Consider the following 24,810-nt stretch of genomic DNA (forward strand, 5'->3'; position numbering starts at 1 on the left):
CTTTAGTTTTTCTTCGCCAGCAGGCGCGGGATCTCACGCAGGCACCAGGATTTGGCTTCGCCCATGCTGTCACGCCGCCACGCCATAATAATATCGACCTCGCGGGTATATTCCGGACTCACCACCCGCAGACGGCCTTCCGCAATATCCTGCTCCACCAGCGAATAGGGCATGGTCGCCACGCCCAGGCCAGCCAGCAGCGCACGGCGCTTGTCATCCATGCTGCTCACGGTCAGGCGCTGCTGCTTATCCAGTAACTGCACGGTCAGCACCGGACGCTCACGCGCGGTATCTGCGACCGCAATGCCACGGTATTTCACCCGCGTCACTTCAGACTGGGGTTCAGGCTCGTTATGAATCGGATGGTCGGCACTGGCGACGTAGACGCTCATCATGGTGTAGAGCTTGCGCGTATTGATCTCGGTGGAGGCGCGGAAGTGCATATCGGGGGCGATCACGATATCGGCCCGGCCCTGTTCCAGCCGTTCCCACGCGCCCGCCAGCACTTCCGTCACCAGCGAAAATTGTGTGTTGGCCTTGTCGGCCAGCCGCGTCACCAGCGGAAACAGCGCATCAACAGGTACCAGTGCTTCGGTGACGATGGTCAGATGGGTTTCCCAGCCACGTGCCAGCGCTTCAGCATCGGTGGTGAGCTTATCGGCCGCTTCCAGCAGCACCCGGCCACGCTCCAGCAGCATGCGTCCCACGTTAGTAAATTTGGTACGGTGACCGGAACGGTCAAACAGCACCACATCCAGCTCCTCTTCCAGCTTTTGCATGGTGTAGCTGAGGGCGGAAGGAACGCGCCCCAGTTCATCCGCCGCCGCGGCAAAACTGCCACGCCGATCAATCGCATCCATAACGCGTAAAGATTCAAGGGTTAACGCACGCTCTTTAGCCATCCCGGTTCTCTGTCAGGAAATTTGAACATGCCCGGCAGATTAACTGGCTAACAATCCGGCGTCCAGACTTTTACCATGGGAGCATATAGTCCGTGGCCGATCCTCGTCACCGGATGCTGGAGGTAAACAATGATAACGACACGCAGTGCGTCCGCATGTGGTCAGGCCGATTTCGGCTGGTTACAGGCGCGCTACAGTTTCTCTTTTGGCCACTATTTTGATCCCAAACTGATGGGGTACGCGTCGCTGCGCGTACTGAACCAGGAAGTGCTGGCGCCGGGTGCCGCTTTTCAGCCGCGCACCTATCCACAGGTTGATGTCCTGAACATCGTGCTGCAGGGTGAAGCTGAATACCGCGACAGCGAAGGCAACACGATCAGCGTGCGGGAAGGGGAGGCGCTGCTGCTCTCTGCCCAGCCGGGTGTGAGTTACACCGAAATGAACCTGAGCAAAGATCGACCGCTGACACGCATGCAGCTCTGGCTGGCCGCCTGTCCGGAGCGCGAAAATCCGCGGATGCAGAAAATTGCCCTGACGGATGGCCGGTTGTCCCAGCTGATCGCCTCGCCGGATGGCATGGACGACAGTCTGCAACTGCGTCAGCAGGTGTGGATTCATCAGGTCGAGCTGGCACCAGGCGAAAAGCATTCGCTGCAGTTACAGGGGCCGCGAGCCTATCTGCAGTCGATTCACGGTTCGCTGGAAGCGATGTCCGGCACGGATCATCAGGAGAAGCTGGGCTGTGGCGATGGTGCCTTTTTGCAGGAAGAGAAGCTGTTGCAACTGACGGCGAAAACGGCGACCCGCGCACTGGTCATCGACATTCCGGTCTGAACATCGGGCAATAAAAAAGGCGGCCATGGCCGCCTTTTTTGCGTTTTGCGTATTACTTCAGCATGGTGAAGGCCGTGGTGACGTGCTTCACGCCACTGACGCGGCTGGCGACATCAGCCGCTGCCTGCGCTTCCTGCGGTGTCACCAGACCCAGCAGGAACACTTCGCCATTCTCCGTCGTCACCTTCACGTTGGAGGATTTCACCTGATCGCTGCCCAGCAGCTGCGAGCGGATTTTGGTGGTAATCCAGGTGTCTGACGATGTGGTGCCCAGCGTCACTTTCTGGCCGATACGAATCTCGTTATAGACCTCGGTTGCGCCATCAACGCCCATGGTGATCTGTTTGGCACGATTGGCGATCTCCTGCGAAGGCGCCTGACCGGTCAGCAACACTTTGCCCTGATAGGCCGTGGCGATAATGCGGGCATCGGTTTTAATCTGCTGATCTTTAGCCAGCGCGTTAGTCACGCGTAGCTCCAGCGTGCTGTCATCAACCTGCGTACCCACCGAGCGTGGATCGGTGGCCGTTTTAGTGGCAACCGCTGCGCCACCCGCCACAACCGCAACGCAGCCCTGCAGCAGCATGGCGGTTAACAGAATAGCTATAGCATTCAATGCTTTCATTCGTGCTCCTTCGGTCATTCCTGATGGGGAAAGAGAGTGTTATCGATCAGATCGCATAAGCAATTAACGGTGAGCATATGCATCTCCTGAATACGGGCGCTGCGATGCGACGGAATGCGGATCTCCACATCCTGCGGACCCAGCAGTCCGGCGAGCTCTCCGCCATCATACCCGGTAAGCGCAACGATAGTCATATCGCGTGTTACCGCCGCTTCCACGGCCTTAACGATGTCACGGGTGTTGCCACGGGTTGAGATAGCCAGTAACACATCGCCTGCGTGTCCCAGAGCGCGCACCTGCTTGGCATAGATTTCATCGTGCAGGCGGTCATTACCAATCGCGGTCAGCATCACGTTGTCGGCGCTCAACGCCAGCGCCGGTAAGCTTGGGCGTTCGGTCTCGAAACGGTTGATCATGCTGGCGGCGAAGTGCTGTGCATTGGCGGATGAGGCACCGTTGCCACAGCTCAGGATTTTATTGCCATTCAGTAACGACTGCACCAGCGTCATAGCGGCGCGGGAGATGGCATCGGGCAACGCTTCGGCTGCGGCAATCTGAGTTTGAATACTTTCGGTAAAACACGCTTTAATTCTGTCCTGCACACGACCACCTGGTTCTAAACGTCTGCATTAAAGGCATTCGGCAGCCACTCGAGCGCCGTGCCGGTAATGGCGATGATGTCGAAACGGCAATTCACTGTTTCAAAACTGCCGCCGCGTTGCGCCAGCCAGAGAGCGGCAGCGCGCAGCAGCTTTTGTTGTTTATTCCGGGTTACGCTGGCGAGCGCGCCACCATAACGCGCATCGCGTCGGTAGCGAACTTCAACAAACACCCAACAGTGCCCGTCACGCATTATCAGGTCAAGTTCACCATTGCGAAAGTGAACATTACTGGCGACCCATATCAGGCCAGCCTGCTCCAGATAGCGCCGGGCATCTTCTTCATGCCTGGCGCCAGTCTGACGCCGATTTAGTTGGCCGGTGCGATTTCGCCCCGACGATACTGGTTCCATGTCAACTTCCTGTTGATCACACAATCCGTGTCGGCGCTGAGCTTGCCGGTATTGCCGTCCAGCGTAAAGCCAGGTGACTGACGCATCTGGTTAAAATGATTCGCCAGCGTCCAGGCATCCATTCCCATGGCATAGAGACGCACCAGCGAATAGTCATTATTGAATGACTTCGACGTCTGCTGCATCAGGCCAGGATTGCTGCCGGAGAGCAGCGGAATATCGCTGAACTGCAGGCCATCCATTTCCAGACGGAAGTCCGGGCCGGCACCAGCCTGCGCGCTGCGCGAACTGGCGTAGAGCGAGATATTGCTGCGACTGCCGGTGCGCATGGTGATCATCGGTTTGATCAGCTGCAGTTCGTCCTGCGTTGAGACGATGTAGACCGCATCGACGCCACCACCGCTGCTGGTGCTGACCACATCTGGCGTGTTCTGCTGCGGTGCCGGGATAGTCAGGCCCGCAATCGTAACACCCTGCGGCTCGGCAGGTGCAGCGTTCACTGGCGTACCGGATAAGCTGATACCCGCGCCGCTGTTAATGCCCTGTTTCAGCTCTGAGGTCGAACCAAAGCGCTGCTGCATCACGGTGCTGCCACCCAGCGTCTGCCACTCCTGAGCAAAGGCGTTGGTGACGCGATCGCCCAGTCCACTACGCGGAACCAGCAACAGCGGCTGGCGTTTGCCCTGATCCCAGATATGGTGCGCCGCATCGCGCGCTTCGTCTTCAGGAGAAAGCGCAAAGTAGCAAATATTCGGATGGTTCTGGATCTTTTCCGGCTCGTTGAGCGCCAGCACATTCAGTGGCGTCTGGCTGTTGGCGACCTTCTCAACGTTGCTTTTCAGCAGCGGACCGACCACGATGGTGGCACCATCCTGCTGTGCCTGCTGCATCACCTGTTCAATCGGCTGGCTGCTGGTGTCATAGACCTTGATCTGTGCGTTGCTGGCCGGTTCTGCGGCAGCAGGCTGTGATTGAGGCTGTGGCGTCGCGTCGGCAGGCTGTTGCTGCTGCGGCGCGCTGATGGGATCGGTGGAAGAACCAGCAGCGGCAGCGGGTTGGGTGCTGGCGGTTGCATCAGCGGCGGCGGGCTGAGCTGCCGCAGGCTGAGCGACCGGCGCGGAGATGCCATTCTTCGCATCATTAAAGCCTTTCTGAATCGCGTTGGCGAACACCTGAGCCTGGCCATTCAGCGGCAGCAGCAGCGCAATAATGCTGGTTGAAGCTTTGGTGTAGTTCTGCATCTGGCTCAGCTGCGTCGGCAGCGTTTTGGCCGCCGGGTTCTGCGGATAGCGGGTCTGCCAGTCTTTGATGCCTGACTTGAGCATCTCGGCATCCTGCGTGTTGGCGCGCCAGACCGCGAGCAGATCCAGCCAGCCCTGCAGCACATTTTCATCGGCATTGATGACCAGGTTGCTGACTTCCTGCGGCGACATCTGGGTCAGTGTCTGCCAGGTGGCGTCGATATTGCCCTGATGATCGGTGCCTTTCAGCAGCGGCTCTTGGGCAATATAGTTGCGCAGCAGCGAGAGTGAAGGGCGACCCTGTGCGCTGGCGATCTGCAGGCTGTAGTAACGCGCCAGCTGATCCTGCGACAGTGCGCCGGTTTTCACTGCCGCTAACAGCGGTTCGGCGTCTTTGATCTTCTGCTGTGCAATCAGCAATTGCGCTTTCAGCAGAAGGGATTCCTGTTGCTGCGTCTCAGAGAGCTGCTGCGGCAACTGGCTCAGTTGCTGAGTCGCCTCAGGATACTTTCCTTCCTTCAACAGGGCGCGGATTGCAAGTAATTGCCAGTCGGTCTTGCTATCATCGCTGCTTTGCTGCGCTTGCTGCAGATAGTAAGCGGAGCTGGCTGTAACGGGCCCCTGAATATTGACGGTTGAGGTTTGCGGCCCCTGACCGCTACATGCGGCTAAAATCAGCCCAGCAAGAATGACAGGCAGAAAGCGTCCTGCTTTATGACGAACGACTTTTGAAGGAAGCATACTGTATCCAGTGATGTTTTTTTCAAGATGCTCAATATTAAATCGGCAATTCGGATGAAACAATGAAACAACTCGATCGGGCAGAGATTTCTGCCAGCACGCTCTACATCGTTCCAACCCCGATTGGTAATTTGGGTGATATCACCCAGCGGGCGCTGACGGTGCTTTCGAGCGTCGATCTGGTCGCTGCGGAAGATACACGTCATACCGGACTGTTGCTACAACATTTCGCCATCAATGCGCGACTCTTCTCACTTCATGACCACAACGAGCAGCACAAGGCTGAACTGCTGCTGACGAAGCTGCAGGAGGGTCAAAGCATAGCCTTAGTTTCTGATGCTGGCACGCCGCTTATCAACGATCCGGGCTACCATCTGGTGCGCCGCTGTCGTGAAGCGGGCATCCGTGTGGTGCCGCTGCCGGGCGCCTGTGCTGCCATTGCTGCATTAAGTGCCGCAGGGCTGCCATCCGATCGTTTCTGTTACGAAGGGTTTCTGCCCGCCAAAACCAAAGGCCGTTGCGACGCCCTGCGGGCGCTGGTGCAGGAGCCGCGCACGCTGATTTTCTATGAGTCGACCCACCGTCTGATCGACAGCCTGCAGGATATGGTGAGTGAGCTGGGTGCCGAACGCTACGTGGTGCTGGCGCGCGAGCTGACCAAAACCTGGGAGTCGATCTACGGTGCACCGGTTGGCGAGCTGCTGGCGTGGGTAAAAGAAGATGAGAATCGTCGCAAAGGCGAGATGGTGCTGATTGTCGAAGGGTACAAAGTTGATGATGAAGATGCGTTACCGGCCGATGCGCTGCGTACGCTGGCGCTGCTGCAAAAAGAGCTGCCGTTGAAACGTGCGGCTGCGCTGACCGCTGAGATCCACAGCGTGAAGAAAAATGCGCTTTATAAGTATGCGCTGGAGCAGCAAGAGGCGTGACAAACGCCGGCGAATGTCCTATTATCCCGCGCCGAAGCTGACCAGACAGTCGCCGCTTTGTCGTCGTCCTCACTTGTGGGGAGACGGGCAGAGGGGAGGAAAGTCCGGGCTCCATAGGGCAGGGTGCCAGGTAACGCCTGGGAGGCGCAAGCCTACGACCAGTGCAACAGAGAGCAAACCGCCGATGGCCCAGAAATGGGATCAGGTAAGGGTGAAAGGGTGCGGTAAGAGCGCACCGCGCGACTGGCAACAGTTCGTGGCACGGTAAACTCCACCCGGAGCAAGGCCAAATAGGGGTTCACAAGGTACGGCCCGTACTGAACCCGGGTAGGCTGCTTGAGCCAGTGAGCGATTGCTGGCCTAGATGAATGACTGTCCACGACAGAACCCGGCTTAACGGTCAGCTTCGACTTTTTATCAAAAACCCCGCTTCGGCGGGGTTTTTGCTTTGTGTTGCGCGGTGACAGGATGAATGACTGCCCACGACGCTTATTCCTGAAAGAGTGCGGTTAATGATTGGCTGGGAGATCGCGCCTGCGCAGGAAACAGGGTCAGATCGGAAAGTCGCAAAATCCGTCATCCCTGACATGCTCGGCCCGCGCCATCCCTGGCGCGGGACGCTTTCCTCTTCTGACCCTGTTCCCTTCGCGTTTAGATTGTCATTGCGGTCAGATTGTATCTGCTCCCTGCGCGATATGCAGGCAGCTTAACCGCGGCCGTGCGGCTCGTCCCAGTCAAACGCCGGGCCCAGTGAAATGACGCCGTTCGGGTTGATGGTCTTATGGCTGCAATAGTAGTGATGACGAATATGCGGCAGATTAACCGTCTCTGCGATACCAGGCATCTGATAGATATCACGCAGGAAACCACTCAGGTTTCTGTAGTCACTAATGCGATGGCGATCGCATTTAAAGTGGGTCACATAGACCGGATCAAATCGCACCAGCGTGGTCCATAACCGCAGATCCGCTTCGGTCAGTTGATCGCCGGTGAGATAGCGATGCTGGCCTAAAATCTGCTCCAGCCGCGACAGCGAATGGAACAGCGCAGTGACTGCCTCGTCGTAAGCGGACTGAGAAGTGGCAAAGCCTGCTTTGTAAACGCCGTTGTTCACGGTGTCGTAGATCCAGCTATTCAGTTCATCAATCTTTTCGTGCAGTGCAACAGGATAATAATCCCCGGCACGGGCACCGACAGCATCAAACGCACTGTTGAACATGCGGATGATATCGGCAGACTCATTGCTGACGATGGTGTTCTGCTGCTTGTCCCACAATACCGGCACGGTTACGCGGCCACTGTATTGCGGATCGGCGTGCAGATAGAGCTGATAGAGGAACTCATTCTGGTAGAGCTTATCGCCGGTCGCATCCTGAAAACTATCATCGAACGTCCAGCCATTCTCCAGCATCAGCGGATGCACTACGGAGACATCGATCATGCTATCAAGGCCCTTCAGCTGACGCATCAGCAGCGTGCGGTGCGCCCAGGGGCAGGCCAGCGAGACATAAAGATGATAGCGGTCGCGTTCGGCGACAAATCCCGCTTTACCCACCGGGCCAGCACTGCCATCCGCGGTAACCCAGTTGCGGAAAGCCGACTCTGAACGCTTGAAGCGTCCGCCGGTAGATTTGGTGTCGTACCAGGTGTCATGCCAGACACCGTCAATTAACTGTCCCATAATGGCTCCAATGCAAACAGGGCGGGGAAATGTCCCCGCCCTGCTAAGTATATGTGGCATTACGCTTTATGTGAGATTAGCGCGCAATCGCTGGCTGTGTTTTTCTTTTGCTGATCAGGCGATCAATGCTGTATGCACCAGGACCCACCAGACCTAACACCAGGAAACCCCCGGCGATAGAGAGGTTCTTCATGAACATCAGCTGGTTCACGCCTTCGGCAAAGTTACTGTGGAACAGAAACGCGGTCAGGATGGTGAAGCCTGCAGTAAACAGGGCAGTGAAACGGGTCAGGAAACCAAACAGGATAGCCAGACCGCCGCCAAACTCCAGCAGGATAACCAGCGGCAGCATAAAGCCCGGGACGCCCATTGCTTCCATATATTGCTGAGTACCTGCATAACCGGTGATTTTGCCCCAGCCAGCCGTAATGAACAGGATTGGCATCAGGATGCGAGCCAGTAACAAACCAACGTCTTCGAATTTTTTCATCATTTACTCCAGCGCTATCAGGGATGCAGGGCAAGCTGCCCGCAAGGTTTATGCCCGCTGAAAGCAGTATTGCGTTCATTGGGTTGATAGCTGGAGATGATAGTCGCGGAGTGGAAAGGTTGTAAGCGAGATATACTGTCAGTGTTTTTCAGAAATTCTGATGAAGAAAAGCCGGCCTTTTCAGGACCGGCTTTTAGCAAAATTAACGCGGTGGCAGAGCGGACTTGATCATGCGCCAGGTACTCCAGGCGCCGAATCCCCGTTTTACCCAGCGTAACAGCATGTTGGGACTGCGAACGGAGTAGATAGCCAGCGCACTGCTGCCAATGGCCAGGTAGCGGCGCAAGCTGAGGAAGGTGAACCAGCCGCGATCGTAATGGGCGGTGCCTTCCAGCCAGTCACGCCGCGCAGCGCTTAAATCCAGCCGCTGCTGCTGCACATGCTTAAGCAGTTCATGGATGCGTTCTTCACGCTCGCGGCGGCTCATCAGCGCTGGTCCTCAAGTAAATCCCGGTCTGTTTCCAGCTCCTTGCGCGTGTGGCGCAACAGCGTGGACTGACGTGATTTGTGAAGCGTCCAGAGCCCCAGAATAACCGCCAGCAATAGCAGCGTGCCGGTCGTGATGCCAATGGCCATCAGACGGTACTGCGCATCCACTGCCCAGATAATCAGAACCATCAGGCTCATCAGACCAAATGCAGTGAACAGCATTGTCAGGCCAACCATCAACAGCAGCTGAATCAGGTTAGCTTTCTCGTGCTCCAGTTCCACCACTGCCAGACGAACGCGTGTCTCGACCATGCCAACCAGCGTGGTAACAATGCGCTGGCCGATGTTAATGACCCCTTTAGCCGGGCCGTGGTTATGCTGTGAGTCAGCCATAATTATCGACGCGAAATGAGCATGCCCAGTGCGACGCCAATCGCTGCACCGATACCCACACCATGCCATGGATTTTCACGCACGTAGCCTTCGGCTTTTTGCGCCGCTTCGCGGGTGGTCGCAGCAATGCGCTCGCTTGATTCGCCCAGACGTTCACGTGAGCTATCCAGCGCCACACGCGCTTTATTGCGAAGTTTATCCAGCTCGCCTTTGGATTTTTCAGTGCTGCTGCTCAGCACCTCTTCCAGGGTATCGGCCAGGTTTTTCAGTTCAGCACGCAAATGTTCCGATGATGTGTCTTTAGACATAAAATACTCCTTTAACATCAGTTGGTTAGTTCCGATTAATAGGGCTCCGCCTGTAACTTTTTCAGCTCCCGGCGCGCTTCATCCAGTTTTTGTTGTCGCTTAGCAATCTTCTCCTTGTCATGGCCCTCTTCACGCTCTTCCCTGAGTGCGTGCTCACGCTCAGCAACTTTCTGCTTCTGAGCGTTAATTCTTTCCAGATGGGCGGCCTCGAGCTTTTTGTCGCTGCAATCGGCCCGGACTTCGGTCAGCGCGCGCTCCAGACCGTTAACCCGGCGCTGGTTGTTATGCTTCTGCGCCATCCCGATTTCACGCTGAATATCCTGCTCTTTCTGCTCACACAGCGATTCCGCTGCCAGCAGCGAACCCGACAGCGAAAACAGCGCGACTCCCAGTAATACTTGATATTTCATTGGTCCTGGACCCTTCCATTGCGACCTGATCCGTCATCACCCGCGTAATCATATGGCTGCGGGTGCTAAGAATCGACTCTCGCTTAAGCATAGACACCCATAGTAAAAAGTTCAAAGAAGACCGGGAGATAGAGCGCCTTTCAGACCGCCGAGCGATGGCGCGACGGTCTGAAAAGGAGAGGGGAGTCGGGAGATTACGCCAGTGAGAGGTGCTGAGAGTGATCGTGCTGCGCCACAATAAAGCCCTGTGGCAGCAGACGGCGTAACACCTTCTGGGCCGCCAGGCTCTGCTCTTCGCTATCAAAATGGATGATCAGTGCATCACCCGCAGGCGTAATGCTTTTGATACGAATACCCTGCGCACTTAATTGCTGGTAGAGATAAAAACCATCGGGCAGGGTGGCGCCAGCATGGGAAACCCGAATCTGCACCACCGTCTCGTGCTTCATCAGACCGGGGACCACACAAAGCGCGACCAGCGCAAAGACGCCAGCGATCAACCACGGTAACCACCGTTTAGGAATAGCCTGCAGCAGTTTCATTACTCGGCTTTCCCGTTCTGATTCGCCTGACGCTTACGCCATATCACCACCAGCGATCCCACCAGACCAAACACCAGCAGCGCCAGCGGCAGCATCATCAGGAAGAACATCATCTCATCTTCATAACGACGGAAAATCGGGGTTTTACCCAGCGCGAAGCCGATAACGGTCAGAATCACCACCCACAGGAACGCACTTACCCAGTTGAAGAACTGAAAGCGGGCATTACTGAGGCCTGACAATCCGGCGATAGTAGGCAGCAGAGTCCGCACAAACGCGATAAAGCGACCAATCAGCAGGGCAGATAAGCCGTGACGATGGAACATGCTGTGCGCGCGCAGATGATACTGGGCGGGAAGATGGGAGAGCCATTTCTGTACCGTGGGCGTGTTACCCAGCCAGCGGCCCTGTAAGTAGCTCACCCAGCAGCCAAGACTGGCACCGGTCGTTAACACCAGAATCGTCAGGGGGAAGCTCATGGTGCCTTTGGCAATCAGTACGCCGACCAGAATCAGCAGACTGTCACCCGGCAGAAATGCAGCGGGAAGAAGGCCATTTTCTAAAAACAAAATCATAAACAGCACGCCGTAAATGGCCCATACCAGCGTGGGATCGGAGAGGGTTTCGTAGTCCTGCTGCCAGAGGGCATGCAGCAACGATTGCAAAATATCCATCAATTCATTCCTGAACATCATTGTTAAACATGTCCCACAGGGACTTAAACGCAGACCGGCATTTCGTTATAAATTTTAGGAGCGCAGCCTGGGCGGGATTTTCCGGATCCTTCCAGAATTGATTGTTAAATCAGCGACTTTATAACCCCCAGTCGCAAAGGGTAATAAAAGGGCGATAACTGTAACAAAAATCGCCTGGCTGAGACAGGAAAACTCTCTGGCGAACAGGAGTTTTACCTTGTGAAACGGCGTGTAAAAAGGAGCTTTACATGACCTGACACTATTGCAGATTAACTGACCATCTCAGGGCATTTTCAGGCACTTTTAGCGGGCGTTATTGGACCCATCAGGCAGGATGACCGGATTCTCACCAAACATGTATCGATCCACGTTAAATTCAAAATCATCCGCCGTCGCGTTAAACAGCATCTGTTTAGTATTTTCCAGATGTTGCCACATCGCGAGTTTGCTGGCGGCGGGATCTTTGCGCATCAGAGCTTTAAGAATCTGATCGTGGTCGTCGCACCAGCTGAGAATGCTGCGCTGGTCGATGTGTTCGTGAAGTTTGAGCCAGTAGGGATTGTGCAGGCGATGCAGCCACATTTTTTCAACGATGGCGGCTAAGGCACTGTTCTGGGTGGATTGCGCGATACGTACATGAAACTGCATATCCCACTCGGAGTCGCGGAAGTGATCCTCCTGGCGGGCTTTTTCCTGAATCGCCATCAGGTCGATAATGTCCTGACGCGTTACCTGCGTTGCAGCGAACTCGGCCACATTACTCTCAATCAGCTGACGAGCCTGGAGCAGTTCGAAGGGGCCAAACGTGGCGAACTCCAGCTGACTGCTGGTGGAGGCGATGCGGTTCTGCTGCTGGCTGGCAATGACGTGGATGCCCGAGCCTTTGCGGACCTCAACATAGCCTTCAACTTCCAGCATGATGATCGCTTCACGTACGACGGTGCGGCTCACTTCCATCTCTTCGGCAATCAGGCGCTCAGCAGGCAGTTTGTCACCCACCGGATAGATTCCGGTTTCAATGCGGCTTTTCAGCTCGCTGGCCAGCTGTTGATAAAGTCGACGGGATTCAGTGAAGTCCATAGCACAATCCTGGTAGCAGACAGATAAGTTGTTATACCACTTCAGGAGGTGCGAGGAAATGGGCTGGCTTGCGCCAGCCCGGCAGATTAACTGCGAACGGCGCTGGCCTGCGGAATAACGGCTTCGGCATTCAGCTCTGAAATGGGTTTATTTTTCAGAACCGTCCAGATAACGACGGCACCCAGCAGATCAAACACCGCCAGCGCGGCAAACAGTGGGCTGAAGCCCAGCGTATCGGCCAGTGCACCGACCACCAGCGCAAACATGGTGCTGGCGGTCCAGGCTGCCATGCCGGTCAGGCCGTTAGCCGTGGCAACTTCATTGCGGCCGAAAACGTCTGAGGAGAGGGTGATCAGCGCGCCAGAGAGGGCCTGATGCGCAAACCCGCCGATGCACAGCAGACCAATAGCGACGTAGGGGCTGGTGAACAGGCCGATGGTGCCCGGCGCAATCATTAATACCGCTCCCATCGTCACGACCATCTTACGGGAGACGATCAGGTTAACGCCGAACCAGCGCTGAAACAGCGGCGGCAGATAGCCACCGAGTATGCAGCCGAAGTCCGCGAACAGCATCGGCATCCAGGCGAACATCGCAATCTCTTTCAGATTGAAGCCGTAAACCTTAAACATAAACAGCGGAATCCAGGCGTTGAACGTTCCCCAGGCCGGTTCTGCCAGAAAGCGCGGCAGGGCAATACCCCAGAACTGGCGGTTACGGATAATCTCCAGTGCTGACATTTTGCGGGTGTTGCCGGTCTGATGCTGCGCTTCCTGGCCGGAGATAATGTAGTCGCGCTCTTCATCGCTCAGCTTCTTCTGCTGTTTCGGGTGCTTGTAAAACACCAGCCAGCTGAGTGCCCAGGCCATGCTCAGCACACCGGTCATGATAAATGCCATCTGCCAGCTGTGCGCCACGATCGCCCAGACCACCAGCGGCGGAGCCAGCATCGCACCGATAGACGAACCCACGTTAAAGTAGCCCACGGCGACCGAACGCTCTTTAGCCGGGAACCATTCGCTGCTCGCTTTCAGTCCGGCCGGGATCATCGCCGCTTCAGCCGCACCGACTGCGCCACGTGCCAGCGCCAGTCCGCCCCAGCTGCCCGCCATCGCCGTAGCGGCACAGAAAATCGCCCACATAATAGCAAACACCGCGTAGCCGACTTTGGTGCCGAGCAGATCCAGTACATAACCTGCCACCGGTTGCATCAGCGTGTAGCAGGCTGAATAGGCCGCAATTATGTAGGAGTACTGCTGCGTGGTGATATGCAGCTCTGACATTAATGTCGGGGCCGCCACGGCAATGGTGTTACGGGTCAGATACCCTAACACCGTACCGAGCGTCACCAGTCCAATCATGTACCAGCGTAACCCTTTGATCTTACGCATCCTCTACCTCTTCCAGTTCTGTATGCGGTCTTGCCGCTGTTGTTATCTGGAGCGGGACAGCACGTGATGCAGCTCTGCTCACGCCCGCAGGTTCTGTATGAGCAACCCTGTTATGACCTTGCCATTTGTGAGTCCCTAACGACCTCACGATGGGGCGAGAGCCTAACTTGTTATACAACTTTAAAAGTTGAGAGCCATCACAAAAACCCTTTCTGCACTGTGGGATACTGGAAACCTGCATAATGACAGCCATTTAGCGCGATACGGGCGACAAAAACGTCCATAACGGCAGCCAGCTACCGCCGTTTATGTGAGCAGGATCGCAAATAAATCCATAACGGACTAAAATTGGTATGATAACTTTGGGCCATCCGTGGTTCAGTCGATGAGGAAGCATGTATGTCACGTTTCATGACCGAAGATTTTTTGCTGGATACCGAATTCGCCCGTCGTCTCTATCACGACTATGCAAAGGATCAGCCGATTTTCGACTATCACTGCCACTTACCGCCGCAGCAGATTGCCGAAAATTATCGCTTCGCCAACCTTTATGACATCTGGCTGAAGGGCGATCACTATAAGTGGCGGGCCATGCGCGCCAACGGTGTGGCTGAGGCGTTCTGTACCGGTAACGCCAGCGATCGTGAAAAATTTGACGCCTGGGCGCGTACCGTGCCGCACACTATCGGCAACCCGCTCTATCACTGGACCCACCTGGAGTTACGCCGGCCTTTCGGTATTACCGATACGCTGCTTTCTGAGAAAACGGCTGACAGCATCTGGCATCGCTGCAATGAACTGCTGGCGCAGGATAGCTTTACCACGCGCGGCATCATGCAGCAGATGAAGGTGAAGATGGTGGGCACCACTGACGATCCGCTGGATGACCTGCGCCATCACCGCGCGCTGGCAGACGATGCCAGTTTCAGCGTTAAAGTGCTGCCGAGCTGGCGTCCGGACAAAGCGTTTAATATCGAAGCGGAAACCTTCCTGCCGTGGATCGAGACGCTGGAGCAGCTGACGGATATCAGCGTGCAGCGTTTTGACGATCTGCGCAGCGCACTGCATCAGAGGCTGGATCACTTCGCGGCGCACGGCTGTAAAGTCTCCGATCACGCGCTGGATGTGGTCTGCTACGCTGAGGCGGATGACGCTACGCTGGATGCGATTCTGGCGCGTCGTCGCAGCGGTGCCGCGCCCAACCCGCAGGAAACGGCACAGTTTAAAACGGCGGTGCTGGTCTGGCTGGGCAGCGAATATGCCCGCCGTGGCTGGGTGCAGCAGTATCATATTGGCGCACTGCGCAACACCAATCCGCGCCAGTACCAGCTGCTGGGGCCTGATGTCGGCTTCGATTCAATCAACGACCAGCCGCTGGCCGAACCGCTGGCACGCCTGCTGGGCGCGCAGAATCTCAATAATGCGCTGCCTAAAACCATTCTCTACTGCCTGAACCCGCGCGACAACGAAGTGCTGGCCACCATGGCGGGCAACTTCCAGGGCGAAGGTCAGGCGGGCAAGATGCAATTCGGTTCAGCCTGGTGGTTCAACGACCAGCTGGATGGTATGCAGCGTCAGATGACGCAGCTGGCGCAGATTGGTCTGCTGAGCCGTTTCGTCGGCATGCTGACCGATAGCCGCAGCTTCCTCTCCTACACCCGCCACGAATATTTCCGCCGGCTACTGTGCCAGATGATAGGCCGCTGGGTGGAACAGGGTGAAGCGCCAGCCGATGAAGCGCTGTTAGGTCAGATGGTACAGAACATCTGCTTCAACAATGCCCGCGATTACTTCGGCATCGAGCTGGGAGCCTGATAATGAAAAGGCTAAACCGTCACGACTTTCCGGGCGCCGTCTATCGCGACCGGGTGATCCAGTTCGGCGAAGGCAACTTCCTGCGCGCCTTTATTGACTGGCAGATCGACTGGCTGAATGAACATCAGGGCACCGATGCCGGGATCGTGGTGGTGCGGCCGCGCAACCGTGAAGTCAGCGACAGCCTGAATCAGCAGGATGGACTCTATACCACACTGATCCGCGGGCTGAACGATCAGGGCGAGCAGGTCAGCGAAACCCGGCTGATCCGCAGCCTCAACCGTGAAATCCAGCCCTGGCAGCAGTTCGGCGAGTTTATGGCGCTGGCCCGTAATCCGGATCTGCGCATGGTCTTCTCCAATACCACCGAAGCGGGCATCGCCTTTGTCGGCACGGATCAGCTTACCGATCAGCCTGCCAGCAGTTTCCCTGGCAAACTGACGCAGCTGCTGTGGGCGCGCTATTCCTTCTTCAACGGCGCCAGCGACCGGGGCTGGCTGGTGGTGCCGTGCGAGCTGATTGACCATAACGGCGACACGCTGCGCGATCTGGTGCTGCGCTACGCCGATCAGTGGCATCTGCCCTCCGAATTTAAAACCTGGGTTCATCAGCACTGCGCGTTCTATAACACCCTGGTCGACCGCATCGTCACCGGCTTCCCGGCGGAAAGCGAGCAGCTGCAACGCGAGCTGGGTTATGAAGATCGCTATCTGGTGGCGGGCGAAGTCTACTATCAGTTTGTGATTCAGGGGCCGTCGGCGCTGTTTAATGAACTGAAGCTGGCGGCGCTGTCGCCGCAGGTTCGGCATGTGGATGACATTGCGCCCTATAAAGCGCAGAAAGTGGCCATTCTCAATGGCGCACACACTGCGATGGTACCGGTCGCGTTTCTGGCCGGTATTGAGAGTGTGGGAGAGGCGATGGCCGATCCGGCTATCGCCGGATTTGTGGATAGCCTGCTGCGTCACGAAGTGATCCCGACGCTGGATCTGCCTGCCGATGAACTGCACGCGTTTGCCGATGCGGTACAGCGTCGTTTCCGCAATCCTTTTATTCGCCACGCGCTGCTGTCGATTGCCCTTAATGGCATGACCAAATTCCGCACCCGTCTGCTGACGCCACTCCTTGCCGCGCATCAGCAAACCGGCGAGTGGCCGACACACATCACCTTTGCGCTGGCCGCGCTGATCGCTTTTTATCGCGGCGAGTCAGCCGGCAAAAGCTGGCCATTGCAGGACGAGCCGCAGTGGTTACAGCGCTACGCCGACGCCTGGAAAGCACTTGATGCGGATCAGCTGTCACCGCAACAGCTGGTGAACGGCGTACTCAGCGACGCGCAACACTGGGGTGAAGATTTAACCCGTCAGCCCGGACTGGCTGCGGCTGTCACCCAACACCTGCAAAATATCATCGCCCACGGAATGCGTGAGGCGCTGAGCCAACTGAGATAACGCTATGCAAGACGCAATTAAAATTGATCCCCGCGACAATGTCGCCGTGGCGTTACGTGATTTAGACGCGGGCGCCATGATAGAGCTGCCGCCACTGAGTGTGGCGGTGCAACAGGCGGTCGGACGCGGGCATAAATTTGCCCTGCAGCCTATCGCGCAGGATGAGCTGGTGATCAAATATGGGCTGCCGATTGCCCATGCCACGCAGCCTGTGGCCGCCGGTGAGTTAATCCATTCGCAGAACGCCCGCACCAATCTCAGCGATCTGGATCAATATGCGTATCAGCCCGAGTTTGTGACGCTGCCGCCGCAGCCGGGTGACCGTGAGGTGCAGATCTACCGTCGTGCTAACGGCGAGGTTGGCATCCGCAATGAGCTGTGGATCCTGCCGACCGTCGGCTGCGTCAACGGCATTGCGCGTCAGATCCTGCAGCGTTTCCTGAAAGAGACGCAGGAGGCAGAAGATATCGATGGCGCGTTCCTGTTCAGCCATACCTTCGGTTGTTCGCAGCTGGGGCAGGATCACGAAAACACCCGCACCATGCTGCAGAACATGGTGCGCCATCCTAATGCTGGCGCGGTGCTGGTGATTGGTCTCGGCTGCGAAAACAATCAGGTTGATGCCTTCCGTGATACCCTCGGCGCGTTTGAAAGCGACCGGGTCGAGTTTATGGTGTGCCAGCAGCATGACGATGAGGTGGAAGCCGGGCTGGAGCGGCTGCACGCATTGTATGAAAAAATGCGTCACGACCAGCGCGAGCCGGGCAAACTCAGCGAGCTGAAGTTTGGTCTGGAGTGCGGCGGTTCGGATGGTTTGTCTGGCATCACCGCCAATCCGTTGCTGGGACGTTTCTCGGACCAGATGATCGCCAATGGCGGCACCACCGTACTGACCGAAGTGCCGGAAATGTTTGGCGCAGAACGGATTCTGATGAGTCGCTGTCGCGACGAGGAGACCTTCAGTAAAACGGTGGCGATGATCAACGATTTCAAACAGTATTTTATCGATCACCAGCAGCCGATCTACGAAAACCCGTCGCCAGGTAACAAGGCGGGCGGTATCACCACGCTGGAGGAGAAGTCGCTGGGCTGTACCCAGAAAGCGGGGCAGAGCCAGGTGGTCGATGTGCTGAAGTATGGCGAACGGTTAAAAACGCCGGGGCTGAATCTGCTGAGTGCGCCGGGCAATGATGCGGTCGCCACCAGTGCGCTGGCGGGAGCTGGTTGCCACATGGTGCTGTTCAGTACCGGACGCGGCACACCTTATGGCGGTTTTGTGCCGACGGTGAAGCTGGCCACCAATACGCCGCTGGCGGAGAAGAAACCGCACTGGATCGACTTTAATGCCGGACGGTTGATCGAGGGAATGAGTATGGATGCGATGCTGGAAGACTTTGTCGACAGCATTGTGGCGATTGCCAGTGGTCAGCCGACCAACAACGAGAAGAACGATTTCCGCGAGCTGGCGATTTTCAAAAGTGGTGTGACGCTATAGTTTGTCAGGCAAACAATGGCGATCCTGATATTGTCATTACCGTCGGTTAATCCTGTGCCCTTCGTGGGTGGCAGAGTCCGATCGCAAAGTCGCTTAAAGCATCCCTGCTCGCTCGGCCCGCGCCTTCCCTGGCGCGGGACGCTTTGCTCTTCGGACTCTGCCACCCACTCTTTGAGCTTTTGAGCTATCTGAAAGGTTAAGCCCGGCTGGTTTCGCGCTCCGCTTCTGCCTGACAGACGGCGGCGGTAAACAGAATATCGGTTGAGGAGTTCAGCGCGGTTTCCGCTGAATCCTGCAAGACGCCGATAATAAAGCCGACCGCCACCACCTGCATTGCCAGATCATTCGGAATGCCGAACATGTTACAGGCCACCGGGATCAGCAGCAGCGAACCGCCCGCCACGCCAGATGCACCACAGGCACAGAGTGACGCCACCAGACTCAGCAGAATCGCCGTCGGCACATCAATGCTGATCCCCAGCGTATGCACCGCCGCCAGCGTCAGTACGGTAATGGTAATCGATGCCCCCGCCATACTGATGGTTGCGCCCAGCGGAATCGACACCGAATAGGTATCCTCATCCAGATCCAGACGTTTCGCCAGCGCCATATTCACCGGAATGTTGGCGGCAGAACTGCGGGTAAAGAAGGCGGTCACGCCGCTTTCGCGCAGGCAGGTGAAGACCAGTGGATAGGGGTTGCGACGGATTTTATAGAACACCAGCAGCGGGTTCACCACCAGCGCCATCAGCAGCATACAGCCCAGCAGCAGCGCCAGCAGATGCGCATATTGCCACAGCGCGCCAAAGCCGGTAGACGCGAGGATCGAGGCCACCAGACCGAAAATACCAATCGGCGCGCAGCGAATCACGCAGCGTACCAGCCAGGTCACCGCATGAGAGGCATCATTGAGAAAGGCGCGGGTAGTGTCACTGCTGTGACGGAACGCCAGCCCGAGACCAATTGCCCACACCAGAATGCCGATGTAGTTGGCGTTCATCAGGGCCGTGATTGGATTCGACACCATGCTCATCAGCAGTCCGCGTAACACTTCGGTAATGCCGGATGGTGGTGTGATTTCCGTAGTGCCCACCGCCAGCGTCAGCGTCTGCGGGATCAGATGGCTGAAGACCACCGCGACGACCGCCGCGAAAAAGGTGCTCAGCAGATAAAGCATAATAATCGGCCGGATATTGCTCTTCTGGCCCTGCTGGTGGTTGGCAATCGAGGCGATCACCAGCATCAGTACCAGCAATGGCGCGACTGCTTTCAGCGCACTGACAAACAGTTCACCCAGCAGACCGACCGCGATAGCGGCATCGTGTGAAATCCAGGCAAGCGCCACACCGGCGATCAGCCCAATCATGATTTGCTTCACCAGGCTTCCGGCGAGCAGCGTGCCCAGACGTGCGGAGAGAGTTTTCTGCATAATATTTTCTATATTTTGTCGCGGATGTAGTTTCAGACGCGATGTTTTGCATCGGCTAAAACGGTTTGCCCGGCGGAGTATAAGGAAAAGATCGGACGAGAAAAGAGAAAGTTCTGTCACTGTGGAGCAGGTCAGATTTTTATTATGCTGGATAGTGGAAGTGTGACAGAGGGATGAAATGGCGTGACAGGCTGCCACAAAATAAAACAGGGGCATCGGCTGCCCCTGCAGGTAATTATGGTGCGAGCTTTTTCTGGTCTCTTTTGCGGTTAACCCAGGCATTAATCAGCAGGGTTGATGCCAGAATGGCACCGACCACACCCAGCGAGATACCGACCGGGATATGGTAGATGTCGACAATCAGCATCTTAAAGCCGATGAACACCAGCACAATCGCCAGGCCATACTTCAGCATCGAGAACCGTTCCGCCACGTTTGCCAGCAGGAAGTACATGGCACGCAAACCCAGGATAGCGAACAGGTTTGAGGTCAGTACGATAAACGGGTCAGTGGTCACGGCGAAGATCGCCGGGATACTGTCGACCGCAAAGATCACGTCGCTGATTTCTACCATGATCAGCACCAGCAGCAGTGGCGTCGCAAACAGCACGCCGTTTTTGCGGGTGAAGAACTTCTCGCCGTCGAGATCGTCAGTCATGCGCAGATGCTTACGCAGCCAGCGCACCACAGGTTTTTCGCCCACCGCGCTGTCATCCTCTTTCGCCAGCGCCATTTTCACACCGGTGAACAGCAGGAAGGCACCGAACACATAGAGGATCCAGCTGAACTGCGTGACCAGCCAGCTACCGGCGAAGATCATGATGGTACGCAGCACGATAGCGCCTAATACCCCATAGATCAGCACCCGGCGCTGCAGATTGGCCGGAATAGAGAAGTAACTGAACAGCATCAGCCAGACGAAGACGTTATCCACCGCCAGCGCTTTTTCCAGCACGTAACCGGTCAGGAAGGCGAGCGTCTGCGTGTTAGCGACTTCACGTCCCGCGCTGCCCTCCAGATACCACCAGAAGGCGGCGCTGAACAGCAGTGAGACTGAAACCCAGATCAGCGACCAGATGGCCGCCTGCTTGAAAGACATGGTCTGCGCGCCACGGCGTCCCTGCAACAGCAGGTCGATAGCCAGCATGATAAGCACAACAACCGCAAAGCTGCCCCACAGTAAAGGCGTACCCACAGTTTGCATATTCGTATCCTGTCCGAAAAATAAAAAAAACGGCTGAAGTCAGAAGACGTCAGCCGCTTATTTTTGTGTAAGCAAACCTCGCCTTCCGGCAAGGTCTCACTTACAACACAGAAATTGATTCCGGGTTGCCTGATGACCGGATGCTTTCGCATCGTAATGACGATCAATCAGCTTACAAGTTACTCCCCTTTGCAGGAGGGTAAGTTACGGTTTAGCCGCACAGGAAGCAACACCTCTCAGACATATTTAGAAATATTTACACAGCAGCCTGGTCGGCCGGGAAGATCACGCCGGTCTGGCGGCGTATCTCAGTCAGCAGCGATGCAGTAATCCGCGAAACCTCAAGCGAAGGGTGGTCCACCTGGCGCTGCTCAACCAGCCGGGCAAAAGCGGCGGCTTCATACAGCATGGTGTTGATATGCTGCGGCTGGCTCAGCGTCTGCTTTTCCGCGCCCCGCGGCACAAAAGTCAGCTGCTGGCACTCCGATAACTTCTCTATCACCAGCGCGCCCGCTTCACCCTGAATCTCGCTGGGCAGGCTGGAATCACTCACCTTCGAATGCAGGATCGTCACATCGAAATCAGCGTAACTCAGCACCACCACGCCGTGCGCGTCCACGCCGCTCGCAAGCAAAGTCGCGCTGGCCTGCACACGATCTGGCTCGCCCCACAGCGTCACCGCCGAGGCCAGACAGTAATAACCGATATCCATAATTGAGCCATTCGACCAGCGCGGATCAAAGGTATTGGGGTTCTCACCGTTGAGATAGCGTGGGTAGCGTGAGGAGTACTGGCAGTAATTCAGCAGCGCTTTTCGCAGTTTACCCACGTCAGGCAGTGCCTGCTGCAGCCGCAGGAAATTAGGCAGGCTGGCAGTTTTAAACGCCTCAAACAGCACCACCTGATGCTCACGGGCGCAGGCGATCATCTGTTCCACTTCTGCCAGGTTAGAGGCCAGCGGTTTTTCGCAAATCACATGCTTGCCGTGCGACATAAACAGCAGCGCCTGCTGGCAGTGCAGGGCGTTGGGGCTGGCCAGATAGACCGCATCGATCTCCGGGCTGGCGGCCAGCGCTTCCAGTGAGGTAAAGGTCTGTCTGCAGGGATAATCGGCGATAAAGGCCTCAGCCTGCTGCTGACTGCGTGAATAGACCGCACAGAGCTTCATCGCTCCGGTTTCATGAGCGGCATCAATAAACTGGCGTGTAATCCAGTTTGTTCCCACAATGGCAAAACGAATCACGTCATCTCTCCGGCAGCTGTAAAGCGGCAGAGTAACATCTCACCCACGCTGTGCAATGGTGCCGGGCGGGCAGGGATTGATCCTGCGATCCGCATTCCAATAATATGCGGAAGCGATGATGTTTATGTACCAACCAGGGAGCGCAGGTGAAAGCAAGTAAGCACGCATTAAACTGGACCACACTTCTGATCGCCATTCCGGTCGGGTGTGCGGCGTCGCTGGTGACGCTGGCTTTCCGCGGCGTGATTGAACTGATCAACCATCTGCTGTTTGCCCGCAGTGGCGAAATAACCGAATCCCTGCATCTCTGGCCGTGGATCTTCTGGCCGCTGCTGGTGGGGGCGGGCGGCGTACTGGCGGGCTATTTTCTGCGTTATGCCGTTGCCATTGAGCAGCAGCAGACGGTGAAAACGGATTACCTTGAAGTGATCAACGCCCGGCTGGATGCGGTGCCGACCCGGACCTCACTGTTCCGCGCCTTATCGTCGATTGCCAGTATCGGCAGCGGCGCCTCGATAGGTAAAGAGGGGCCGATGGTGCAGCTCTCGGCACTGTGCGGCAGTGCGATTGGTCGCCTGTTACCGGCCTCACTTAACCTGAAAAACAGTGACGTGGTGGCGATGGCCGCGGCGGCGGGCCTCGCGTCGGTTTACCATGCGCCACTGGCGTCGGCGATTTTTGTGGCGGAAATCGCCTTCGGCATTTCTGCGTTGCAGCGGCTGATTCCCCTGATCATCGCTGCCGCCACGGCGGTGATGACCATGTGGACGCTGGGTTTTCGCAGCGCGCTCTATCCGCTGGCAGACGCGAACTTCGCTATGGATCTCAGCAGCCTGCTGATGACGGTGGTGATTGGTCTGTGGGCCGGTCTGGCGGGCTGGATCGTGATTAAATGCATCGCCCGCAGCAAAGTGCTGTTCAGCCGGGTCGCCTCCCTGCCGCTGCGCCTCGGGGCGGGCGGCTTTGCGGTCGGCTTACTGGCGCTGATCTCCACTGATATCCTCGGCAACGGCTACGAGGTGATCGTCAAAGTGATGGCAGGGCACTACCTGCTGCCGGGTCTGCTGCTGTTGCTGGTGCTGAAAACCCTTGCTACCAGCCTGTCGGTAGGGTCGAACGCCGTCGGCGGACTCTTTACCCCTTCGCTGCTGATTGGCGCGCTGCTGGGGGTGATCATCGCGACGGTGGGTGCGGCGCTGCATCTGCCGCTCGGCAATGTGCTGCTCTATGCCGCGATTGGTATGGCGGCGGTGCTGGCGGCGGTCAGTCAGGCGCCGTTGATGGCGATGCTGATGGTGCTGGAGATGACACTCAACAGCAGCCTGCTGTTTCCGCTGATGATCGCCACGGTGCTGGCGTCGATGGTGGTCTATCGCCTGCAATCCGCCAGTACTTATCCGGTCGTGAGTCATCACTTCAGCCGTTCAGAAGCGAAATATGATTTCGATAACATGCGCATTGCCGAGCTGATTATTGCGGGTGCGGCGTTGCAGCCGGAGGAGTCGGTGGGGCAGGCGCTGGCGGTCAGCTCCCTGAAGCGTGAACGCTATGTTTATGTGATCAACGCCGCGGGCGCTTTCCTCGGTGTGGTCTCGATTCATGAGATTTCGCGCCGGGTGCTGGCCCAGGAGATCACCCTCGACTCACCGGTGCAGTGCGTGATGGATCAGGATTTCCCGGTGGTGTATCAGAATCAGAGTATGCGTGAGGGATGGGAAGCCTTTGCGGCGGTGACGCTGGAGCGGCTGCCGGTGCTCAACAATCCGCAGGAACGGCGCTTTCTGGGCGCGCTGACCAAAACCAGTCTGATTCAGAAAGCGCAGGAGTTTCTTTAAGCCGCGTTGCCGCGCATCGCCTGGTCCGTCATCCACAGTCGCGCATCAAATTCGAGCTGGTGATAATCCGGCTCCATATGGCAGCAGAGCTGGTAGAACGCCTTATCGTGATCTTTCTCTTTAAGGTGTGCCAGCTCATGCACCACGATCATCCGCAGAAACGGCTCTGGCGCGAGGCGGAAAAAGGTCGAGATACGGATTTCCGCTTTCGCCTTAAGCTTACCGCCCTGAATCCGTGAGATGGCTGTGTGCAGCCCGAGTGCATGCTTCATCACCTTAATCTTGTTATCCCACATCACTTTGCTGATCGGCGGCGCATTGCGCATATAGCGATTTTTCAGCGCCTGCGTGTAGTCATACAGCGCTTTATCACTCATCACGTCGTGGGTGTCGGGATAACGTTCCTGCAGAAACGCACCTAAGCGCTGATGGGCGATCAGCGACTGAACCTGCTCAAGAAGGGGGGCAGGATAACCCTGAAGGTAGATCAGTGAGGACATTAGGGATTCCAGGCGAAAGACAGTATACTGCGCCCCCGATTTTGGGGCGAAAATCAACCAAAGTGTACCACGCCG

Annotated in this window: 25 protein-coding genes and 1 other RNA gene; 7 read left to right on the plus strand and 19 right to left on the minus strand. The window is 56.7% G+C overall.

From position 1 onward, the window contains the following. Window positions 1-2: 2 nt before the first annotated feature. Window positions 3-902 carry a LysR family transcriptional regulator gene (locus NR195_RS09710; RefSeq protein ID WP_010256496.1) on the minus strand — a complete coding sequence of 300 codons (900 nt, stop codon included), beginning with the start codon at window positions 900-902 and terminating at the stop codon, window positions 3-5. Between the two features lie 129 nt (window positions 903-1,031). Between NR195_RS09710 and NR195_RS09715 the strand changes: the two genes are divergently transcribed. Further along, window positions 1,032-1,736, plus strand: coding sequence for a pirin family protein (locus NR195_RS09715; protein WP_060681136.1), 705 nt, complete (start codon window positions 1,032-1,034; stop codon window positions 1,734-1,736). Between the two features lie 52 nt (window positions 1,737-1,788). On the opposite strand, the gene dolP is transcribed toward NR195_RS09715, so the two are convergent. The 4 genes from dolP to NR195_RS09735 are packed head-to-tail and all read right to left on the minus strand — an operon-like array spanning window position 1,789 to window position 5,355. Next, complete coding sequence (gene dolP, locus NR195_RS09720; protein WP_022623923.1) at window positions 1,789-2,361, minus strand: division/outer membrane stress-associated lipid-binding lipoprotein; 573 nt, start codon at window positions 2,359-2,361, stop codon at window positions 1,789-1,791. 14 nt (window positions 2,362-2,375) lie between these two features. After that, a complete protein-coding gene (gene diaA / locus NR195_RS09725) occupies window positions 2,376-2,963 on the minus strand; it encodes a DnaA initiator-associating protein DiaA (RefSeq protein WP_010256507.1) in 588 nt (195 codons plus the stop codon). 14 nt (window positions 2,964-2,977) lie between these two features. Beyond that, a complete protein-coding gene (locus NR195_RS09730; protein WP_010256511.1) occupies window positions 2,978-3,373 on the minus strand; it encodes a YraN family protein in 396 nt (131 codons plus the stop codon). Then, entirely contained in the window at window positions 3,331-5,355 is a 2,025-nt protein-coding gene (locus NR195_RS09735; RefSeq protein ID WP_045139594.1) for a penicillin-binding protein activator, read from the minus strand. Before NR195_RS09735 ends, NR195_RS09730 begins: the two co-directional genes overlap by 43 nt. 62 nt (window positions 5,356-5,417) lie before the next feature. Here NR195_RS09735 and rsmI point away from each other — a divergent pair, with 62 nt between their 5' ends. Then, window positions 5,418-6,284, plus strand: a complete 867-nt coding sequence (gene rsmI / locus NR195_RS09740) for a 16S rRNA (cytidine(1402)-2'-O)-methyltransferase (protein WP_045139595.1) — start codon at window positions 5,418-5,420, stop codon at window positions 6,282-6,284. A 33-nt stretch (window positions 6,285-6,317) separates the two neighbouring features. Then, an RNA gene (gene rnpB / locus NR195_RS09745) (RNase P RNA component class A) lies at window positions 6,318-6,696 on the plus strand. A gap of 294 nt (window positions 6,697-6,990) precedes the next feature. Here the strand turns inward: rnpB and NR195_RS09750 are convergent. The 10 genes from NR195_RS09750 to NR195_RS09795 all read right to left on the minus strand — a co-directional run bounded on the left by NR195_RS09750 (window position 6,991) and on the right by NR195_RS09795 (window position 13,763). Beyond that, entirely contained in the window at window positions 6,991-7,965 is a 975-nt protein-coding gene (locus NR195_RS09750) for a glutathione S-transferase family protein (RefSeq protein ID WP_010256519.1), read from the minus strand. A gap of 76 nt (window positions 7,966-8,041) precedes the next feature. After that, window positions 8,042-8,455 carry a DoxX family protein gene (locus NR195_RS09755; RefSeq protein ID WP_010256522.1) on the minus strand — a complete coding sequence of 138 codons (414 nt, stop codon included), beginning with the start codon at window positions 8,453-8,455 and terminating at the stop codon, window positions 8,042-8,044. Between the two features lie 202 nt (window positions 8,456-8,657). Then, complete coding sequence (locus tag NR195_RS09760) at window positions 8,658-8,942, minus strand: YqjK-like family protein (protein ID WP_010256526.1); 285 nt, start codon at window positions 8,940-8,942, stop codon at window positions 8,658-8,660. Then, window positions 8,942-9,337 (minus strand): phage holin family protein, encoded by a 396-nt coding sequence (locus tag NR195_RS09765; protein WP_010256529.1) that lies wholly within the window; start codon window positions 9,335-9,337, stop codon window positions 8,942-8,944. Before NR195_RS09765 ends, NR195_RS09760 begins: the two co-directional genes overlap by 1 nt. Before the next feature lie 2 nt (window positions 9,338-9,339). Beyond that, the gene (locus tag NR195_RS09770) at window positions 9,340-9,645 is read right to left on the minus strand and encodes a YqjD family protein (protein ID WP_010256532.1); all 306 of its coding nucleotides are present in this window, start codon (window positions 9,643-9,645) and stop codon (window positions 9,340-9,342) included. A 35-nt stretch (window positions 9,646-9,680) separates the two neighbouring features. Beyond that, entirely contained in the window at window positions 9,681-10,055 is a 375-nt protein-coding gene (locus NR195_RS09775; protein ID WP_010256536.1) for a DUF1090 domain-containing protein, read from the minus strand. A gap of 194 nt (window positions 10,056-10,249) precedes the next feature. Continuing rightward, window positions 10,250-10,597, minus strand: a complete 348-nt coding sequence (mzrA, locus tag NR195_RS09780; protein ID WP_010256540.1) for an EnvZ/OmpR regulon moderator MzrA — start codon at window positions 10,595-10,597, stop codon at window positions 10,250-10,252. Further along, a complete protein-coding gene (locus NR195_RS09785; RefSeq protein WP_010699781.1) occupies window positions 10,597-11,271 on the minus strand; it encodes a DedA family protein in 675 nt (224 codons plus the stop codon). The genes mzrA and NR195_RS09785 overlap by 1 nt, the downstream gene beginning before the upstream one ends. Before the next feature lie 324 nt (window positions 11,272-11,595). Continuing rightward, window positions 11,596-12,372 (minus strand): transcriptional regulator ExuR, encoded by a 777-nt coding sequence (gene exuR, locus NR195_RS09790; RefSeq protein ID WP_022623920.1) that lies wholly within the window; start codon window positions 12,370-12,372, stop codon window positions 11,596-11,598. A gap of 86 nt (window positions 12,373-12,458) precedes the next feature. Next, a complete protein-coding gene (locus tag NR195_RS09795; protein ID WP_010699779.1) occupies window positions 12,459-13,763 on the minus strand; it encodes an MFS transporter in 1,305 nt (434 codons plus the stop codon). Window positions 13,764-14,162: 399 nt separating this feature from the next. On the opposite strand from NR195_RS09795, the gene uxaC reads away from it, so the two are divergent. From uxaC to NR195_RS09810, 3 genes are read left to right on the plus strand one after another with little or no spacing between them, the layout of a single operon-like run. After that, window positions 14,163-15,578, plus strand: a complete 1,416-nt coding sequence (gene uxaC / locus NR195_RS09800; RefSeq protein WP_010256553.1) for a glucuronate isomerase — start codon at window positions 14,163-14,165, stop codon at window positions 15,576-15,578. Window positions 15,579-15,580: 2 nt separating this feature from the next. After that, window positions 15,581-17,029: a tagaturonate reductase gene (locus NR195_RS09805; RefSeq protein WP_256844464.1), complete on the plus strand. Its 1,449-nt coding sequence runs from the start codon at window positions 15,581-15,583 to the stop codon at window positions 17,027-17,029. A gap of 4 nt (window positions 17,030-17,033) precedes the next feature. Next, complete coding sequence (locus tag NR195_RS09810; RefSeq protein WP_010256556.1) at window positions 17,034-18,524, plus strand: UxaA family hydrolase; 1,491 nt, start codon at window positions 17,034-17,036, stop codon at window positions 18,522-18,524. Between the two features lie 196 nt (window positions 18,525-18,720). Here the strand turns inward: NR195_RS09810 and sstT are convergent, their stop codons facing one another. The 3 genes from sstT to NR195_RS09825 all read right to left on the minus strand — a co-directional run bounded on the left by sstT (window position 18,721) and on the right by NR195_RS09825 (window position 22,400). Continuing rightward, window positions 18,721-19,953 carry a serine/threonine transporter SstT gene (gene sstT, locus NR195_RS09815; protein ID WP_033785571.1) on the minus strand — a complete coding sequence of 411 codons (1,233 nt, stop codon included), beginning with the start codon at window positions 19,951-19,953 and terminating at the stop codon, window positions 18,721-18,723. A gap of 235 nt (window positions 19,954-20,188) precedes the next feature. Continuing rightward, window positions 20,189-21,157, minus strand: coding sequence for a TerC family protein (locus NR195_RS09820; protein ID WP_033785572.1), 969 nt, complete (start codon window positions 21,155-21,157; stop codon window positions 20,189-20,191). Between the two features lie 256 nt (window positions 21,158-21,413). Next, on the minus strand, window positions 21,414-22,400 hold the full coding sequence (locus NR195_RS09825; protein WP_250488776.1) for a Gfo/Idh/MocA family oxidoreductase: 987 nt from the start codon (window positions 22,398-22,400) through the stop codon (window positions 21,414-21,416). A gap of 146 nt (window positions 22,401-22,546) precedes the next feature. Between NR195_RS09825 and NR195_RS09830 the strand changes: the two genes are divergently transcribed. Then, complete coding sequence (locus tag NR195_RS09830) at window positions 22,547-24,235, plus strand: chloride channel protein (RefSeq protein WP_256844465.1); 1,689 nt, start codon at window positions 22,547-22,549, stop codon at window positions 24,233-24,235. Here the strand turns inward: NR195_RS09830 and NR195_RS09835 are convergent. Next, the gene (locus tag NR195_RS09835) at window positions 24,232-24,735 is read right to left on the minus strand and encodes a M48 family metallopeptidase (protein WP_010256568.1); all 504 of its coding nucleotides are present in this window, start codon (window positions 24,733-24,735) and stop codon (window positions 24,232-24,234) included. The genes NR195_RS09830 and NR195_RS09835 overlap by 4 nt on opposite strands. Window positions 24,736-24,810 lie beyond the last annotated feature (75 nt).

The sequence above is a fragment of the Pantoea sp. Ft-CA_14 genome (assembly GCF_024520875.1).
GTDB lineage: Bacteria > Pseudomonadota > Gammaproteobacteria > Enterobacterales > Enterobacteriaceae > Pantoea > Pantoea agglomerans.